Origin of the sequence: Candidatus Allofournierella merdavium (genome assembly GCF_944382735.1) — a bacterium.
Lineage (GTDB): Bacteria > Bacillota > Clostridia > Oscillospirales > Ruminococcaceae > Allofournierella_A > Allofournierella_A merdavium.
In genome coordinates this window covers 1-17,569 of sequence record NZ_CALWND010000008.1, presented here as the reverse complement: position 1 = coordinate 17,569, position 17,569 = coordinate 1, and the positions used below count along the sequence as shown (strand labels likewise).

Here is a 17,569-nt window from a genome sequence, read left to right as displayed (position 1 = left end):
CCGTGCCTTCGGCTTGTCCGGCGGGGGGCGGGAAGTGTACAATAAAACACGGACATGCGCCCTGAGAGGGCATTTCTTCAGGAAAGGAGGACACAGCGCCCATGGCGATCAAGGAAAAAATGCCGCAGGAACAGGGGGAGCAGGCGCTGCCTGAGAACGGGCAGGCGGCCGCGCCCGCCGACGCGCCCGCCGCTGCCGACAGCCCGGAAAAGGCCGAAGCGGCCCCGGCAAAGAAGAAAAAACGGCGGCCCGTTCCGCCCCAGAAGGTGAAAAAGGCGCTGGATCCCCTGGTGACCAAGGCCAAGCAGAAACCGCAGACCGCGGTGCTGGGCCAGTTTTTGTACGATGTGGGCTTCTGGGCCGAGTACACTGTGCTGCGGGCCGGCCGGCATCTGCGCCGCTTTGGGGAGTTGCTGCGCGCGAGGGCGTGCGCGGTGGGCCGGTTCTTTAAAAACACAGCGGGCAAGAGCCTGCTCAACGCCTGGAAAGAAGTTTCCGCTCCGTTTGTGCGCCTGTGGAACGGCAGCAAAAACATTGCCGCGCTGGTGCGCCAGGAGAAAAAGAACGTGGGCACAGCAAAGGCAGTGGGGGAGGGCCTGGCCTACTTCGGCCGGGGCGTGCGCCGTTACGCGCCGCTGATCCGCCCCTCCTTTGCCTATGTGCTGCCGCTGCTGGCGCTGGGCCTTTTCGTCTATGTGGTGAACACCGTGCTCAGCTACAACTATGTGCTGGCGGTGGAGATCAACGGCAAGGTCGTGGGCCATGTGCAGAGCGAACAGGTGTTCGACGCCGCCACCGCCGAGCTCACCCAGCGCATCGACGCGCTGGGCGACGAAAGCCGGGAATTCACCATCACCCCCACCTACTCGCTGGACGTCTCCGATACGCTGATGGATGAGGCGCAGATGGCCAACGTCCTGCTACAGGAGTCCAGCGACGAGATCCAGGAGGCCACCGCCATCTATGTGAACGGCAGCCTGCTGGCGGTCACCACCGAGGGCGAGGCGCTCCACGCGTTCATCGACGGTCTGAAGGCGCCCTATGAGGATCCGGACAATCCCAACCTGCGGGTGGAATTCACCAAGGATGTGGAGTTGCAGGACGGCAACCTCTACTTCACCGACTCCCTCACCGACCTGCAGGGCATTATCGACATCCTCACCGGCGAGGAGCAGGGCGAGGTGACCTATACCGTGCAAAAGGGCGACGTGCCCAGTTCGGTGGCCAGCAAGTTCGGCCTGTCGGTGAGCCAGCTGCAGGCGGAAAACCCCCAGCAGGACATCCTGGAGGATTTCTTTGTGGGCGATGTGCTCACCATCAGCCAGGCGATGCCCTATCTGGAGGTCAAGCGGATCGTCACCCGCACGGTGCAGGAGTCGATCGACTACGACACCATCACCCAGGACTCCGCCGACCTTCCCTTTGACACCTACAAGATCGAGCAGGAGGGCGAGGAAGGCCTGGACGAAGTGGTCTACGAAGATACTTACTACGGCGACTCCAACACCCCCGAGACGGTGGAGATCAGCCGCACCACCCTGAAAGAGCCGGTCACCCGGGTGCGCCTGCGGGGCACCAAGCTGGCCAACGGCATGGTGGTCTCCGGCACCAACGGCACCTGGGTCTGGCCGGTGCCCTCCTACAAGGGCATCAGCCGCTGGATGAGTTCCAGCCACAAGGGCGTGGACATCCGCGCCAACTACGGCGCCTCCATCATCGCCTCCGACGGCGGCGTGGTCACCACCGCCGGCTGGCATTACAGCTACGGCAACTACATCATCATCAACCACGGCGGCGGCCGGCAGACGCTCTACGCCCACTGCAGCAGCCTGGCGGTCCACGCGGGGCAGGCGGTGAGCCAGGGCCAGGTGATCGGCTATGTGGGTTCTACCGGCAACTCCACCGGCAACCACTGCCATTTCGAGATGTTCGAAAACGGCGTGCGCATCAGTGCCTACAAGTACTTCGCCGGCATGTGACCGATCGTTGCAAAAGCGCCCTTCCTCCGTGAGGAGGAAGGGCGCTTTTTGCGGTCACAGCCGGGTTTTGCGCGAAACAGAGGGGAAAATGGCTGTCGCTGCGGGGCGATACAGGGCGAAAACCGGAGGGAAAGGATGGAACTTTTGAGCATAGAAGTTACAAATTCGGCAAATACTACCCCTAAGGGTTCCCTTTTTGCGCCGTTCGGTGTATAATATAGCAGTTACAGTGCCCGGCACGGCCCTTTCGGGCCTGCAAGAGTGCCTATGCGGAGGTCGTCCAATTGGAGAAATTTGTGATCAACGGGGGCAAACCCCTTACCGGCGAAGTGTCCATCAGCGGCGCGAAGAATGCGGCGGTGGCCATCCTGCCGGCCACCATCCTCGCGGCGGACAGGTGCGTCATCGAGAATCTGCCCGCCATCAGCGACGTTACGGTGTCGCTGCAGATCCTCAGCGCCCTGGGTGCGAAGATCCGCATGCTCACCAAGAACAGCTATGAGATCGACACCACCCACATCGTTGCCACCCAGGTGCCGGACGAGCTGAGCCGCCAGATGCGGGCCAGCTATTATTTCCTGGGCGCGCTGCTGGGGCGGTTCGGCTCCGGCAAGGTGGCCATGCCCGGCGGGTGCAACCTGGGCCCGCGCCCCATCGACCAGCACTTGAAGGCCTTCTGTGCCCTGGGCGCGCAGGACTCGGTGGAGTACGGCATGATCGAGGTGTCCGGCCAGCCGCTGGTGGGCGCCCATGTCTTCTTTGACACCGTCTCGGTGGGCGCCACCATGAACGCCATGCTCAGCGCTGTGCTGGCCGAGGGCCAGACTGTGCTGGAGAACGTGGCCAAGGAGCCGCACATCGTGGACCTGGCCAACTTCCTGAACATGATGGGGGCGGACGTGCGCGGCGCCGGCACCGACGTCATCAAGATCCGGGGCCGCAAGGCGCTGCACGGCTGCACCTACTCCATCATCCCCGACCAGATCGAGGCGGGCAGCTATATGGTGGCTGCCGCCATCACCGGCGGCAACGTGCTCATCAAAAATGTCATCCCCAAGCATCTGGAGCCCATCACCGCCAAGATGGAACTGGCGGGGGGCATCATCGAGGAGTACGACGACGCGGTGCGGGTGGTGCGCACCGGCGACCTTCTGCCGCTGAAGATCAAGACCATGCCCCATCCGGGCTTCCCCACCGACATGCAGCCCCTGATGACGGTGCTGCTCACCCTGGCCCGGGGCACCTCCATCATCACCGAGGGCATCTGGGAGAACCGATTCCGCTATGTGGACGAGCTGGTGCGCATGGGCGCCAACATCCAGGTGGACGGCCAGGTGGCGGTGATCGAGGGCGTGCCGGAATTGCAGCCCGCGCCGCTGCGCGCCTCCGACCTGCGGGCCGGCGCCGCCCTGGTGATGGCCGCGCTGGCCGCCAAGGGCACCAGCGAGATCGACGAGATCAATCACATCGAGCGCGGCTATGAGGACCTGGTGGAAAAGCTGCGGGGCCTCGGCGCCGACATCCGCCGGGTGGAAAAACCCGTGTCGGTGCTGCCCCAGGCGCTTTAAAACAGAACATCGGGGCTGTGCCGCCGCAAAGCGCGCACAGCCCTTTTCTGATACTTAACAGAACGAGAGGTTTCCATGGCTTTCTTCACATCTCTGTATTCCGGTTCCTCGGGCAACTGCTCGGTGGTGCGCTGCGGCGACGAGTATCTGCTCATCGACATGGGCAAGAGCTGCCGCATCACCCTGAACGCCCTAAAGGCGCTGGGCCTTTCGGTGGGCGGGATGCGGGGCATCCTCGTCACCCACGAACACAGCGACCACATCGCCGGGCTCAACGTGTTCCTGCGGCATTACAGCGTGCCGGTCTACGGCAGCGCCGCCACTCTGGACCATCTGGACGGGCTGGGCGTGACCCCGCCGGGCGCGGAACTCATCGCCATCGAGGGCCGTTCGGAGCCGGTGGGCGGCTTTACCGTCGCCGCCTTTCCCACCAGCCACGACGTGCCCTGCTGTGGCTTTCGCATCACCGCGCCGGACGGCTCGGTGATGGCCATCGCCACCGACCTGGGCTGCCTGACCGGGGAGGTGCACACCGCCCTGGCGGGGGCCGATCTGGTGGCGCTGGAGGCAAACTATGACCTGCACAGCCTGCGCTACGGCAGCTATCCCTATTACTTAAAGCGGCGCATCGAGTCGCCCCGGGGCCACCTGGACAACAACGAGTGTGCCGCCAAGATCCTGGAGCTGGTGCAGCAGGGCTGCAAAAAATTTGCGCTGTGCCATCTGAGCAAGGAGAACAACACCCCCGACCTGGCCCTGGGGGCGGTGCGCAGCGCCCTTGTGGCGGCGGGCGTGACCCCCGGCCCTGGGGTGTGGGTGCAGGCCCAGAAGCGGTCGGAACCCAGCGACTGGATGGAGTTTTGAGGATGCAGAGGATCGATTTGATCTGTGTGGGAAAGCTGAACGCCGCCTATTGCGCGGCGGGTGTGGCGGAGTACCAGAAGCGGCTGCGGGGCCTGTGCGAATTTCGCGTCATCGAACTGCCCGAGGTGACCGTCAGCGAAAAGAACGCCGGGCCCGCCGTCATCGAAAAGGCGCTGGAAAAGGAGGGCAAGGCCATCCTTGCCAGCGTGCGCAAAGGCGCGGCGATCGTCGCCCTCTGCGTGGAGGGCAAGCTGGTCAGCAGCGAGGAGCTGGCCGACCTCATCGCCCGGCAGGCGGTGGGCGGCACAGGGGACATGGCCTTTGTCATCGGCTCGTCCCACGGCCTTGCGCCCGCGGTGAAACAGGCCGCCGCCTGCCGCATCAGCCTGGGGCGCATCACCCTGCCCCACCAGCTGGCGCGGCTGGTGCTGGCCGAACAGCTTTACCGCGCCTTTTCCATCAACAACCACGGCAAATATCACAAGTAAGACCCGCGAAAAAGGAGGTTCGCCCACATGAAAAAGATCCTTTCCCTGTGCCTTGCCGCCGCCCTGGCCCTGAGCCTTGCGGCCTGCGGCAAGGCGACGTCCGAGAGTTATCCGGTGGAGGTGGTGGGTCCTGAGCGCACCAGCGCCCCCATGCCCACTGCGGCCCCGCAGACCAGCGCTGCGCCCCAGCCGGGCTGGGCGGTGGCGCCCCGCACAGACATCGAGATCACCGGCAGCCTGGCGGACTATGAGAAGCCCCAGACCACTCAGCTTGCCCAGCAGGACCAGCTGGCCTTCTTTGTGCAGAACGGCAAGACCGGCGTGATCGACCTGGAGGGAACGGTGCGCATCCCCGCCGAGAAGGACGTGCACTGGTGCGGCGTGTGCGGCATCACCAACGCCGACGAGAGCGAGGTCTACGAGCAGGACGGCACCGTTGTGGGGGCGGGCGGCCACGGCACCGGCTCCAGCAATGTCTATTATGACGTGAACAGCGGCACCGTCTATGTGGAGGACGTTGACTGGCTGATCAGCTGGGACAATATACAGGTCAGCACCAACCAGCCCTTCATCGCCAAGGCGGTGAGCATCACCCCGAAAGAGGGGGCCGGCGGCCCGGAGGATACTTATATTGACGGCACCGACACCGCGGTCACCATCGGGGAAAAGCAGGGGGACATCATCATTCTGCCCAGCGGCAAACCGCTGGACAACGTGATCTACGAGCAGGTGAACAGCGCCTCCGAGGGCTTGTTCGCCGCCAAGATGGCAGGCCTGTGGGGCTTTGTAAACGCCGCCACCGGCCAGCAGGCGGTGCCCTTCATCTACAGCGAGGTGCGCCCCTTCAACGAGGGCCTGGCCGCGGTCAATACCGGCAGCGGCTGGGGCTATGTGAACACCGCCGGCAGCGAAAAGACGGTGATGACCTTTGAGAACGCCCAGACCGCCTCGGGCGGCAAGGCGTGGGTCAAGACCGCCGACGGCTGGGGCGTCATCCTCCTCAGCGACTGGGCCGCATGAACCGAATAGAAAAGAGCCGTCCGCCGGAACAACCGGCGGGCGGCTTGTTTGTTATTTCAGGAAAGCGAGGTCGATCTCATAGGGGCTTTCGGTGGAGTATTTCATGGGGGCTTCCGCGGTGTACTTTGCCAGCGCGGCCGCTGCCTTGACCGGGTCGGCCAGGGTGCCGGCGCCGCCCACGCAGCCGCCGGGGCAGCCCATGCCCTCCAGCAGGTAGCCGTTGTACTTGCCCGCCCGGGCCATCATCAAAAGGCGTTTGCAGTCCGCAAGGCCCTGGGCGCTGGCCACCTTGACCTCCCGGTCCGGGTCTATCTGATGAATGGCGTCCACCACGGCTTTGGCCACGCCGCCGCTGGCGGCAAAACCGCGGCCGTCGGCGCTGGCGCGGTCGAAATCGTCGCCGGGTTCCGCCTCCAGTTCCTCAAAGTTGACGCCCCTGGCCTCGAACATCCCCATCAGTTCCTCAAAGGTGAGCACAAAGTCCACGTCGCTACGGATGGTGCGGCGGCTGGCCTCCAGCTTCTTGGCGGAGCAGGGCCCCACAAAGGTGACCTTGATGTCCCGGCCCAGCTTGCTCTTGGCAAGGCGGGCGGTCAGCACCATGGGGGTCATGGCCATGCTGATGTGCTGGGCCAGTTCCGGGAACAGTTTTTTGGCCATCACGCTCCAGCTGGGGCAGCAGCTGGTGGCCATGAAGGGCTGGTACTCCGGCACCTCGCGCATGAAGTCCTTGGCCTCCTCGATGGTGCACAGGTCGGCGCCGATGGCCACCTCCAGCGTGTCCACAAAGCCCAGCTGGCGCATGGCCGCCTTCAGCTTGCCGGGGGTCAGGCCCGGGAACTGGCTCACAAAGGCCGGCGCCACGATGGCGTAGTTCTTGTCACCCTGGCGGATGCTCTGGATCAGCTGGAAGATCTGGCCCTTGTCCACAATGGCGCCGAAGGGGCAGTTCACAAGGCACATCCCGCAGGAGACGCACTTGTCCTGATCGATCTTCGCGCGGCCCAGCTCGTCGGAGCCGATGGCGTTCATGCCGCAGGCGGCGGCGCAGGGGCGCTCCATCTTCACGATGGCGTGGTAGGGGCACACATCCGCGCACTTGCCGCACTTGATGCACTTGTCCTGGTCGATCACCGACCGGCCGCCGGGGGTGAACTGGATGGCGTCCTTGGGGCACACCTCCTTGCAGGGGTGGGCCAGGCAGCTGCGGCACATCTCGGTCACCTCCACCTTTTTGGGCGGGCAGGCCGAGCAGGCGAACTTGATGATGTTGATGAGGGGCGGATCGTAGTATTTGCTGGCGATCACGCTGTTCTCGATGCCCGCGTTGGTGGGCGCCTGCTCGTCCAGCGGGCGCAGGGGCAGCCCCATGGCCAGGCGGATGCGCTCGGAAACGATGGCCCGTTCCAGAAAGATGCTGTTTCGATGGGTGCCCACCTCGCCGGGGATGATCTTGTAGGGCAGCTTTACCATCTCGGCGGCGTAGTCCTGCCCTTCATAGGACAGACGGGCTACCTCGGTAAATACCTTGCGGCGGATGTCGGTCACGGTGGTGTAGATACCGCGCATTGTGCTCATAGAGGGAACTCCTTTCCGGAATTTGCGATCGCAAACAGCTTTGGTCGCGATGATTCACAGTAAAACTATACCATAAAGATGCCCCGCCGCCAAGGGCGGAATGCACTTTTCCATGATAAATGCCAAAAATTTAACGATTACACAAAAAAAGCGCACACACGCCCGGGCGCTTTGTGGAAGGGGCGGAGGACCCGACCGGCGGGAACGGGCCCGGAGGCGGAAAAAGGCCCGCCCCGGCGGCGCGGGGCGGGCGATGGGTGCAAAAAAATCAGAGGATCTTGTTGATCTGCTCGCCGGAAAGCCAGCAGTCCAGACTGTGAAAGACAATGGCCGCCCGCTTTTCCATGGACTGCGCGGTGGCAAAGGCCACATGGGGGGTGACGATGGTGTTGGGGGTGTGCAGCAGGGGATGGTCGGCGGGCAGGGGAGGCTCGGCCTCAAACACGTCGATGCCGGCCCCGCCCAGATGACCCGCATGCAGCGCAGCGGCCAGGGCTGCGGTGTCCACCACCGGGCCGCGGGCGGCGTTGAGCAGCAGCGCGCCCGGCTTCATGCGGGCGATGGCGTCGGCCCCGATGAGGCCGCGGGTGGAGTCGTTCAGCGGGCAGTGCAGGCTGAGGATGTCCGCCTGGGCCAGCACCTCGGTGAGGGGCAGATAGGTGATGAGTTCGGTGTCCGGCTTGTGGCTGAAATCACTGGAGGCGATCACGCGGCAGCCGAAGGCGTCAAACAGCTGGGCCACCCGGGAGCCGATGGCGCCGGTGCCCACCAGGCCCACGGTCTTGCCCCGCAGTTCCTGCCCCACCAGTCCGTCCTTGGTGCCGCCGGTGCGGCAGCGCTCTTCCACCTGGGGCAGGTTGCGCAGCAGCGCCAGCGCCATGCACACCGTCAGCTCCGCCACCGAGTCGTTGGAGTAGCCGGAGGCGTTGCTCACCGCCGCACCCATCTGGCGCGCGGCGGCAAGGTCCACATGGTCCACGCCGGTAAAGGCCACATCGATGAACTTCAGGTGCTTGCAGGCGCGGATGACCTCGCCCGGCAGCGGCATATTGGCCAGCATCAGCACGTCCGCATCCTGCGCCTCCTCGATCAGGCGCTCCACATCGGAGGTGCGGGCGTGCGCGGCGAAGGTGTGGCCGGCGGCGACAAGGTCGGCCGTGTAGCGCGCCAGCAGGCTGTCGGGGATGCCCAGCGATTCCAGTAAAACAATGTTCATATAAAAGCTTCCTTTCGCCACGGGCCGGCGGGGCCCGTCTCACTGCGTTGTTGCTTTGCCCCGCGTCGGGCGGGGCACGTCCGGGTCTTATTGTAGCACCGAATAAAAAAGTTGTCCACACCGACGACCGCTTTTTCCCGGCGGGGAAGGAAGAAGGATACCCGGCGGATGGCTGCAAACGGCGCAGGCCCGGCCTGCCGGCCAGGGAAGGAAAAAACACGTCGGCGGGGCAGACGTTACCTGCCCCGCCGACGGATGTGCGCCGTGTCCCGGCCCAATGGCTTTGCGCTTTTTACGCGATGCTCTTGAGATAGGCCGCCAGCTTTTTGTCCTCTCCCTTGATGTGGTTCAGCAACCATCCGGCCAGAAGGGTGTTGATCTGGCCTACGTTCGCCACGGTGGGCCCCTCGGCCTCGGTCTTTTTCACCAGGCCGGCCGCCGTCTTTTTGAAATCGTCGTGGATCTTCTTGTGGCGCAGGTAATCCGGATAATGGTTTTTGGACTGGATCGCTTCTTCGTCCGCAAAGTGCTTCTCGGTGTAGTTCAAAAGAAAGTTCGCGGTGCTGGACGGCTGGGTGCGCCCCTGCCCTTTCGAGCAGGCGTCCAGCAGCGAGTTCACAGCGGCGATCAACTGGCGATGCTCCGAGTCGATGACGCTGTTTCCGGTTTCCAGGTCCTTGGTGAATTGATAAGCCATTCGTCTCTCCTCCTTATAACTCGATCAAACAATGCGACCATTGGCGGCCGGCCTGTTGCCGCCACGTCTTTGCTCCCCGCCGGGCAGGAACGTTCAGAAAACGCTTGACCCCCTGCGAGCCCGGCCATTGGGTGTGTCCCTAAGTACTGGCTAAAACAACATTAATTATATATGATACCACGCCATCGCGAATTTATCCGGTGATCCTGAAAAAATATTCATAGAGACATTTACGCCCAACCTCAAAGCGCCGCTGTGTTCGCCCGCCAGGGCGCGCGGCACACGCATCCATCCTTCTGCGGGGAGCAGGAAAAAGCGGACACGGAGTGCGCTGCCCGCTTTTTCCGGACGCAACAGAGACCGCCGTAAATCTCAAAGAAGTTTCTCAAATGCGGAGGCGGGCTGCTTGCAGAGGGGGCAGGTAAAACCGTCGGGCAGGGTCTCGCCCTCGTAGATGTACCCGCAGATTTTGCATTTCCATTGGATCATGGGCCGTTCCTCTTCTTCCGGTGCGGCCGCGCTGCCGGAAATACGATCCGGCAAGGGGCGTGCCGTCGGCGCAGAAAAACCGGGAGCGGGCGGCTCATCCGCGGCCTGCAGCCGCTCTTTTTGAGGCTCGCCCAGCAGGTCGCTGCGGTCCTGATAGGCGGTGTGGAGCATCCGTTCGGCCAGGGGACTGAGCGGCTGGCCGTAAAATGCCGCGTAGACCTCCCTGATCTCGGGGTTTTCGTGGCTGGTGCGCAGGGCCATGGAGCCGTCCCGCCGATACAGGGCGGCGATGCGTCGCCTGCGGGTGTCGTCGGCGTCTTTTGTCATGTCCTTGGGCTTCCCGCCGCCGCCGATGCAGCCACCGGGACAGGCCATGACCTCCACAAAATGATATTGCTTGCCGGTCTGTTTCATGCCTTTCAGAAAGTGCCGGGCATTGCGGGTGCCGTATACCACAGCCACCTGCAGTGTAAGTTCCCCGATCTTTACCTGGGCCTCCCGCACTCCTTCATAGCCGCGGACAGGCTCGAGCTGAAGCAGCGCCGGAGGCGCAGCCTGGCCGGTGAGGTATTCGCAGGCGGTGCGCAGAGCGGCCTCCATCACGCCGCCGGTGTTGCCGAAGATGACCCCGGCCCCGGAAGCCCTGCCCATCAGGGAGTCATAGGGGGAGTCCTCCAAGGCGTTCCAGTCGATCCCGGCGGCCTTGGCCCACCGGGCCAGTTCCCGGGTGGTGATCACCTGGTCGGTGTCCCGCAATCCTTCGATGCCGTGATAGTCGGCGGCGGCGCGCATCTCCCTGCGCCGGATCTCGAACTTTTTGGCGGTGCAGGGGGTCAGGGCAACGTGCACGATCCGCCCGGGGTCCAGCCCCATCTTTTCGGCAAAGTAGGTCTTCACCGTGGGCCCCTGCATTCCGATGGGGCTTTTGGCGGTGGACAGGTGAGGCAGCAGTTCCGGCGCATAGATCTCGGCAAAGTGTACCCAGCCGGGGCAGCAGCTGGTGAACTGGGGCAGGGGACGGTCCTTCTCCGTGATCCGGCGGATCAGTTCACTGGCCTCTTCCACAATCGTCAGGTCGGCGGCAAAATTGGTGTCCAGCACATAGTCGGCGCCCAACGCCCGCAGAAGCGCCACCATTTTTCCCTCAACAAAGGCGCCGGGCTCCATGCCGAACTCCTCGCCCAAAGAGGCGCGGACGGCAGGCGAGGTGCTGATCACCACCACCTTTTCGGGGTCGGCGATGGCCTTTTGTACCGGGACGATCTCGTCCCGCTCAGTGATGCTGTCCACCGGGCAGGCGTTGGCGCACTGGCCGCAGTAGATGCAGACGGCTTTCCCGCCGGTTTGTTCCAATGTGTAGGTGCCGTGCACCCCCATCAGATCGGCACAGGCGTTTTTGCACATGCCGCAGCGGATACACTTTTCTTCCCAGCGCACAATGCTGGGGTTGTCCGCCTCAATGGGGACGCGGACGGATAAGGGCAGATGGTTCAGTTTCTTCACATTCCTTTCTTTGACAGTTTTTTTCTGCAATCTTCACACAAATACATCAGCTTCAAATCATAGGACAGGATGGAGATCCCTGCCTTTTGCTCCAGCTGCGCGGTCAGGTCGCCGAGATCGATGTCCAGCAATCTGCCGCACTGCTTGCACACCAGGTGATCGTGACGCAGCGTGCGGTCGTACCGGTCAGGCATGCCCTCCACCGATACCTTCCGGATCAGATCCTCCTGGCACAGGCGGTTGAGGTTGTTGTACACGGTGGCCAGCACCACGGCGGGATAGGTTTGCCGCAGGGCGTCAAAAATCTCCTCAGCCGTCATATGGCCGGAGGAGGCGGTCACGATCTCTAAAATTTTCTTTCCGTACTTAGTCAGCATATTCCAACACCCTGATTTTAGAATTATTTTAATTCTATTATATGGATATTTTGTGCCCCGTCAAGAGGCCCAAAACGGCCAAACTATCGAGAACACGGGAAAACCCCAAAAGCGGCGCGGCACCGTGCCATGTGTGAAAAGGCCGGCGGCGCGAATCGTATGAAACAACAAAAAAGCCACCAGCTGAATGGCTGGTGGCTTTGGCCCGAGTGTCATGAAAGGATCTGTGGAAATCCGGTAATATCAATGTGATGTACCCGTCTTGTTTTTATCATGATGCACTCAATGCTTTAGAGTGTTTCGTAGTTCTGACATCCTAACATACCCATTTTCATCCTCGACATCCGATGAAAGAATACTCATGATTTCAATGATTTCTGAAATATAAGATTGGCTAATTTCCGGGCTCAACACCAAACACCCGTATACGTCATTGCAGAAAGTGTAGTTGACGGCTTTATTTGTTCCTTCCGTCAATGAATGATATGCTTGCTGAAAAGAGCGAAAGGACGCAACCCCGTACCAATAGCTGCTTTCGCAACCATCAGTCTGATATTCGGCAAACTGGATACAAGCATCAGCGGCACTGGCCTGCGCCAATGCCCTAATATCATCCTTGTTGTTTTTTTGAATTTGCCAGAGCAGTGCAAAGATTAAAGTGGAAATGGAAAGACAAACGATTAAAAAAGCTTCAAATCGTTTTTTCATATTGTGAACCCCTTCCCCTATATACCGAACAGTGATGACGAACACTAATAGAATTATGGCATAAGTTATACTAAAAACAAGGACAAGAATGCGCTCTTCCTTACACACTGCCCACTCGGATGAAGATGCTAAGGCTCCCCCTGTGGCGGAAAAGATAGAGGGGGCACCCTCAAAGAGAGCGGCTCAATAACAAAAATACCGCAGAGGAAAACCTCTGCGGTATTTGGTCGGAGTGTCATTTAAGGGTTTCAGGAAATTATAAACACAAAATGGTATTCGGGTGTGGGCAATCAGTATTTTACAAGGGCTTATTAATCAACTTGTAGAAATAGAATTAATTACTTATTTTGTGGAAGTGGCCTTTTTAGATTCTTTATATATATTTGAGGGGGGGATGGCGTTCATTTTTACAAAAAAGATGTGTATTTTCTTTCCTTGGTATGCTATATCAAAGATCTCGCCATTTTCTCGAATAACTTCATTGGGATTTTTGTTATAGTCAAAGATTATATAGTACCCCTCAGAATAATTATAGCTCACAAGATAGCTGTATAATTCTGGTATTCCAGATTTGTAGTATTCTTTACCTTTCCACAGTTTTGTTTCAATAATAGTTTTTTCGGAAGGAATAGTGATATCATTATTGCCGGCACCAGAGCGTGGTTCGCAAAAAGTTTCTTGCCGAATAAATAATACAAGTGCTCCACGCAAGGTGTCTTCATCGATTTTATCTTTAGGAAATCCTTTGAAAACGCCATTTTCCATTTTTCTCTTGAATTCATTTATTGCTGCCGCAAAAGACATATCACTGAGAAAAGAAAACTCGTAATTTAATTTTTCAAACAATCCTTTGCAAAATGATCTAACGTTTAAATCATTTGCTTGAAAGAAATCTTTGCGCTTCGCGACTTTTTTTGTGAACTCGCTAACGGAAAGACTTTTATGCTCGATTGCATCTGAGATTGAGCTTGACACAAATAGCGAAAATTCATTGCTTAGTATAGGGGCAGAATTATTAAAACAGTAATCTTGAACTATCCTAATAACGGTTTTTGATGTATCAATACCCATATTCAAATTTTAGACAGCTTAAATGCTTTTTCTGCAACGGAATATTTATGTATTTTCTTTCCGTTCTTTCCGACTTCTTTAATTTCAATCAATCCGTGTTCCTCTAATATTATTATTTTTCGCGAAATTGCCATCTCGTTAGTCCCTAATTCTGTGGCAATTTCTTTTTGTGACTTAGACCCATCTATTGTTTTATAGACACGTAAAAGAAGTTCATCTGCTTGCAAAAGAGCAACGTATTCTTCTTGAAGAGCCTTGTTAGAACGAAGATTCAAAAATTCAATTTTTTCGATTGCATCAACTTTATGCTTGATGTAATTTACAGAAGCATATAGTTCTTGGCTTTCACTCATTCAAAATTCCCCCTAAAATAACCGCTTAGGACATTTTGATTTTGCATTAACGACATATTCCAAAAGCCCTGCTTTTTCTAAAGAAACTGCAAATAGCCGTACTGCTTCGGATGAAGTGCCAACCTCCACGCTGATTTCTTTTAGTGTCTTTGTGCCGTCGAAGAGATCATACATTTTTTGACGCTGCTCAGTAGTGAGGTACTTAGTCCTAAGTTGTTCGTTAAAATCCGAAAGTTTGTCCTGCGACAAAATTGTTAGCATTTTTCTTATAGCTACAAGCTCTTCTAAAATACGTTCATTTATATCCATGGTTACTTCTCCTCTGTTTCTTCAATGACACCAGAAACTCCGTATTCATCCAAATTAAATGCTGCCTTATAGCGCCCTTTTTGCTTGGCGGGAACAACTAACCCAAGTAAAGCCCATTTGTTCCATATGCGGGCTATCGTAGAATGGGAACACTTGTTCTTTAATGCGGCAGACACTTCTCTGGTAGATCTCTCACCATTCGAATATTGGTAAATTTCTATTAACTGTTCTGTGTTCAGTTCAGACCTCAAAACATCAATGATATTTTTACGATTTACCACTTTATAAATAAGAAGAAACTCTTCAAACAATGCTTCCAATTTGCTATCTTCCATTATGACTCTCCTAACTCCTTGTTGGCATAATACAATGCAATTTTTGATAATGATTTTTTAATGATTCTGGCATTTCCTTTAAAGGTATAGTCGACTAAGTTCTTATCGACTAATTGTTGTGCAAATATTTGAAGCGTATTGATTTTACATCCAATATCATCGCTGATTTCCGGAAGAGTTCTCTCGCCATCAAATGCGTCATACATATTCCGTCTTAAGTCGGAGGTGAGAAAATCATTTTTAAATTTCTGCAAAGCATCAACTTTTGTCTGTACGGTAAGAAGCTGAACTTCTTCTAACAATTCTCTTAGTAAGTTTTCCGTAATAGTATTTTCCATAATTTGCACCTCCATATTTTAGTATATAGATGTGGGTGATATCTGTCAATATATTCAATGTAATATAACTTGTAATACCTCCATTTTTCTCCCGTGTTAATTCCATAAAACCACATTATATAGTGGTTTTTAAAGTTCCGTTCTATATATAAACAAGTTAAACAAGATTATATAAGATACAAACTCCTATTTTCTCGTTAAAATTAATCAAATTGTAACGTCAATATTGTTTATGAAGTTTGACAAATAGACAGTACGACGCAAACATACAATGAAATGGTGCTTTGGGGGATAGGGTTGAACATTACTGAGGTTATACTTATAAATTTTACCAACAACCCCTATGAGTGCATAATGAAAGAAGTTCTTCGTTATGAGAAGCCCGCCCCGCAGAAGGCCCCGGAAGGATCGCCTTGTGCGGGGTGTCCTTATTGGCGGGAGATCTCCTGTGTTTTCTGCTACTGGAAGTACTTCAAAGAGCAGAGCTAATATGTTAGCATTTGGCCCTAAACGACGCCCAGTTTGCAAGGGGTTCCGACCACATTCTTGACGGGAGCAATATGATTTTCTTATCCATTCTCGATTATCTCAAATACTGCTAACATTTTGTTCCGGAGCAGCGGAGGCGCTGCGTGGAAAACTAAGCTGTAAAAACACCCCATCTGCAAGGGCCTGCGAGCATAGTTTTAGAGAGGCTAATGCAATTTCCTTACTTGCTTATTTTGGACGAAACACTTTCCACATCTGACGAACTGGGGACGGTTAAGCCCATCCACCAGCATTTCTCTTTGGGACAATTTGTCCCAAGGTTAAGGCCCTTGGGCCGCAGACAGTGCGCTGTGCGCCGGGTTTGGGGAGGCTCCCCAACAAGCGTTTTTGCGGCCCTCTCGGGCTGCAAAAATAGCAAGTGTGGCCACACTTGCCCTGCTTGCCGTTAGTGTACTCCCGTATAACTCCTATGGATTTGACGGGACTTGTCCGCCTTTTCTTCGTTGACTTTTACTATAATTTATAGTATTATATTTTATAGTAAAGGAGGATGATATGTATGTCATCCATTGATTTAGTGATTCTGGGGATTGTGCTGGAAAAGCCCCAAAGTGCCTATGACATTCAAAAAGATATTGAGTACCACAATTTCTCCCGCTGGACAAAAATCAGCATCCCATCTGTCTACAAAAAAGTGCTCCAACTAAAAGAAAAAGGCTATCTTACGAGCGATGTGGTAAAGGGAGAGCGGTTTGCTGAAAAGGCAATTTACTCGATTACCGATGCCGGGAGAGCCTACTTTGAAACGCTGATGGACACTATCGCTGAACAGAATGTGCCGCTTACCTTTGACTTCAATGTGGTGATTACGAACCTCAACAAAATGGATCGTCCCCTTGCCCAAGCTCTTGTCAGCAAGCTGCGGAAAAGTATTCTTGCATCTGCGGAAAAAAACGAGGGGTATGCACAGCAATATGCAGACATTCCCTTGGTAGGCCGGACAATCTTTGATCAGCAGCGCCTTTTGTATCAAGCGCTGTTAGCATGGTTGGATTCCTTTTCGGCCCAGTTTTCCGAAGAGGGGAACGCCCCGTAATGGCACGAAGTACCTTAACGGTATTCTTTGAAAATCCATTTTGGGTCGGGATCTACGAGCGTATTGATGGTGATCGGTATGAGGTTTGCAAAATTACTTTTGGTGCGGAGCCAAAGGACTATGAGGTATGGGATTTCCTGCTCAAAAATTGGAGCAAGCTGAAATTCAGTCCGCCCATCAAAGCAAAACAAGTTGAGGAGCGGAAAATAAATCCCAAACGGATGCAGCGGGAAATCCACAGTAAGTTGCAGGAACCCGGGATTGGTACAAAGGCACAGCAGGCATTAAAATTGCAGCATGAACAAAACAAGCATCGGTGTACAAGGGGTACAAACAAGATTAAAAAGAAATTTTAGATTTGAAAGTAAGTAGAGTGGCAAAATCAAGAGTGTTCAGATTTTCCACTCTACTTGAACGTGGTCGCTGGTTGCGCTGATTGAAATAATCAGGCCGTCAGCGGCTTTCCTTTTGTCATCAAATTCAATGCTGTCCCAGTGGTCAAGATAATAGGAAAGCTCCTGTTCCTTCTGGGGTGACATTGTTTCAACGGACAATTCTGCAATCGCCTTTGAAATGGTCTGGCGGCGAGTGTCCAGTTCTTCAATTTTTTTGTTGGCATAGGCAAGCAGTGTCGCATTGGCTCCGGTCAGTGTATCAAGCAGTTTTTCAATTTCGGCCTCGACCTGTGCAAGCTCGATCTGATAGGCGGTCAGTTTCGGATTTGCTTTTTCCTCTTTGTCGTGCCGGACTTGAAAATTCTTAAATCTTGCCCGCATGGCATTGAAGATAAATTCCTCAAATTCAGGCTTGCGGATTTTCCCACAGCCCGGACAACCTTTTGTTTGAATACGTTTCGTGCAACGGAAATATTCAACGCTTTTAGGATTGTGCGTGGCCTTTAGCGCATATCCGCAATGTCCGCATTTGACTTTTCCGGCAAGCCATGTGTTTTTCGGTTTGCGGCCTTGCTGGAAGGACTTATTCGCCATTAGCTTCTTCCGGCATTTCAGCCATACGTCAGACGGTATGAGTGCTTCGTGTGGGGCAATCACAAGTATCTGGTCTTTCAGGCACCTGTCCTTATCCTCCTT

Annotated in this window: 18 protein-coding genes and 1 pseudogene; 7 read left to right on the top strand and 12 right to left on the bottom strand. The window is 56.0% G+C overall.

Going from position 1 to position 17,569, the window contains the following annotated elements:
- Positions 1-101 precede the first annotated feature (101 nt).
- From ACH2A7_RS07905 to ACH2A7_RS07885, 5 genes are all read left to right on the top strand, one after another.
- Positions 102-1,979: a peptidoglycan DD-metalloendopeptidase family protein gene (locus ACH2A7_RS07905; protein WP_394961216.1), complete on the top strand. Its 1,878-nt coding sequence runs from the start codon at positions 102-104 to the stop codon at positions 1,977-1,979.
- 284 nt (positions 1,980-2,263) lie between these two features.
- Complete coding sequence (locus ACH2A7_RS07900) at positions 2,264-3,547, top strand: UDP-N-acetylglucosamine 1-carboxyvinyltransferase (RefSeq protein WP_394961215.1); 1,284 nt, start codon at positions 2,264-2,266, stop codon at positions 3,545-3,547.
- Between the two features lie 75 nt (positions 3,548-3,622).
- The gene (locus ACH2A7_RS07895) at positions 3,623-4,411 is read left to right on the top strand and encodes an MBL fold metallo-hydrolase (RefSeq protein ID WP_394961213.1); all 789 of its coding nucleotides are present in this window, start codon (positions 3,623-3,625) and stop codon (positions 4,409-4,411) included.
- Positions 4,412-4,413: 2 nt separating this feature from the next.
- Complete coding sequence (locus tag ACH2A7_RS07890) at positions 4,414-4,899, top strand: 23S rRNA (pseudouridine(1915)-N(3))-methyltransferase RlmH (protein ID WP_394961211.1); 486 nt, start codon at positions 4,414-4,416, stop codon at positions 4,897-4,899.
- 27 nt (positions 4,900-4,926) lie between these two features.
- Positions 4,927-5,919: a WG repeat-containing protein gene (locus tag ACH2A7_RS07885; RefSeq protein WP_394961210.1), complete on the top strand. Its 993-nt coding sequence runs from the start codon at positions 4,927-4,929 to the stop codon at positions 5,917-5,919.
- A 51-nt stretch (positions 5,920-5,970) separates the two neighbouring features.
- Here the strand turns inward: ACH2A7_RS07885 and ACH2A7_RS07880 are convergent, their stop codons facing one another.
- The 11 genes and pseudogenes from ACH2A7_RS07880 to ACH2A7_RS07830 all read right to left on the bottom strand — a co-directional run bounded on the left by ACH2A7_RS07880 (position 5,971) and on the right by ACH2A7_RS07830 (position 14,893).
- Complete coding sequence (locus tag ACH2A7_RS07880) at positions 5,971-7,488, bottom strand: 4Fe-4S dicluster domain-containing protein (protein WP_394961407.1); 1,518 nt, start codon at positions 7,486-7,488, stop codon at positions 5,971-5,973.
- 277 nt (positions 7,489-7,765) lie between these two features.
- Complete coding sequence (locus tag ACH2A7_RS07875) at positions 7,766-8,713, bottom strand: NAD(P)-dependent oxidoreductase (RefSeq protein WP_394961208.1); 948 nt, start codon at positions 8,711-8,713, stop codon at positions 7,766-7,768.
- Positions 8,714-9,005: 292 nt separating this feature from the next.
- Entirely contained in the window at positions 9,006-9,410 is a 405-nt protein-coding gene (locus ACH2A7_RS07870) for a bacteriohemerythrin (protein ID WP_394961207.1), read from the bottom strand.
- A gap of 378 nt (positions 9,411-9,788) precedes the next feature.
- A pseudogene (locus ACH2A7_RS07865) lies at positions 9,789-11,393 on the bottom strand ([FeFe] hydrogenase, group A); the annotation flags it as partial.
- Positions 11,394-11,398: 5 nt separating this feature from the next.
- Positions 11,399-11,779 carry a Fur family transcriptional regulator gene (locus ACH2A7_RS07860; RefSeq protein ID WP_394961206.1) on the bottom strand — a complete coding sequence of 127 codons (381 nt, stop codon included), beginning with the start codon at positions 11,777-11,779 and terminating at the stop codon, positions 11,399-11,401.
- A gap of 282 nt (positions 11,780-12,061) precedes the next feature.
- Positions 12,062-12,487, bottom strand: a complete 426-nt coding sequence (locus tag ACH2A7_RS07855) for a hypothetical protein (protein WP_394961205.1) — start codon at positions 12,485-12,487, stop codon at positions 12,062-12,064.
- A 342-nt stretch (positions 12,488-12,829) separates the two neighbouring features.
- Positions 12,830-13,564, bottom strand: a complete 735-nt coding sequence (locus tag ACH2A7_RS07850; RefSeq protein WP_256290761.1) for a hypothetical protein — start codon at positions 13,562-13,564, stop codon at positions 12,830-12,832.
- Positions 13,561-13,911, bottom strand: a complete 351-nt coding sequence (locus ACH2A7_RS07845; protein WP_394961204.1) for a hypothetical protein — start codon at positions 13,909-13,911, stop codon at positions 13,561-13,563. The genes ACH2A7_RS07850 and ACH2A7_RS07845 overlap by 4 nt, the downstream gene beginning before the upstream one ends.
- A 12-nt stretch (positions 13,912-13,923) precedes the next feature.
- The gene (locus ACH2A7_RS07840; RefSeq protein ID WP_256290758.1) at positions 13,924-14,220 is read right to left on the bottom strand and encodes a hypothetical protein; all 297 of its coding nucleotides are present in this window, start codon (positions 14,218-14,220) and stop codon (positions 13,924-13,926) included.
- Between the two features lie 2 nt (positions 14,221-14,222).
- Entirely contained in the window at positions 14,223-14,555 is a 333-nt protein-coding gene (locus ACH2A7_RS07835) for a hypothetical protein (protein ID WP_256290756.1), read from the bottom strand.
- Complete coding sequence (locus ACH2A7_RS07830; protein WP_394961202.1) at positions 14,555-14,893, bottom strand: hypothetical protein; 339 nt, start codon at positions 14,891-14,893, stop codon at positions 14,555-14,557. Before ACH2A7_RS07830 ends, ACH2A7_RS07835 begins: the two co-directional genes overlap by 1 nt.
- Positions 14,894-15,941: 1,048 nt before the next feature.
- On the opposite strand from ACH2A7_RS07830, the gene ACH2A7_RS07825 reads away from it, so the two are divergent.
- Together ACH2A7_RS07825 and ACH2A7_RS07820 are read left to right on the top strand one after the other, a co-directional pair.
- Positions 15,942-16,478 (top strand): PadR family transcriptional regulator, encoded by a 537-nt coding sequence (locus ACH2A7_RS07825; RefSeq protein WP_394961201.1) that lies wholly within the window; start codon positions 15,942-15,944, stop codon positions 16,476-16,478.
- Positions 16,478-16,834 carry a YjdF family protein gene (locus ACH2A7_RS07820; protein ID WP_394961199.1) on the top strand — a complete coding sequence of 119 codons (357 nt, stop codon included), beginning with the start codon at positions 16,478-16,480 and terminating at the stop codon, positions 16,832-16,834. The genes ACH2A7_RS07825 and ACH2A7_RS07820 overlap by 1 nt, the downstream gene beginning before the upstream one ends.
- A 36-nt stretch (positions 16,835-16,870) precedes the next feature.
- On the opposite strand, the gene ACH2A7_RS07815 is transcribed toward ACH2A7_RS07820, so the two are convergent.
- Positions 16,871-17,569 (bottom strand): recombinase zinc beta ribbon domain-containing protein (locus ACH2A7_RS07815; protein WP_394961197.1); only part of this gene is annotated, 699 nt, incomplete at its 5' end.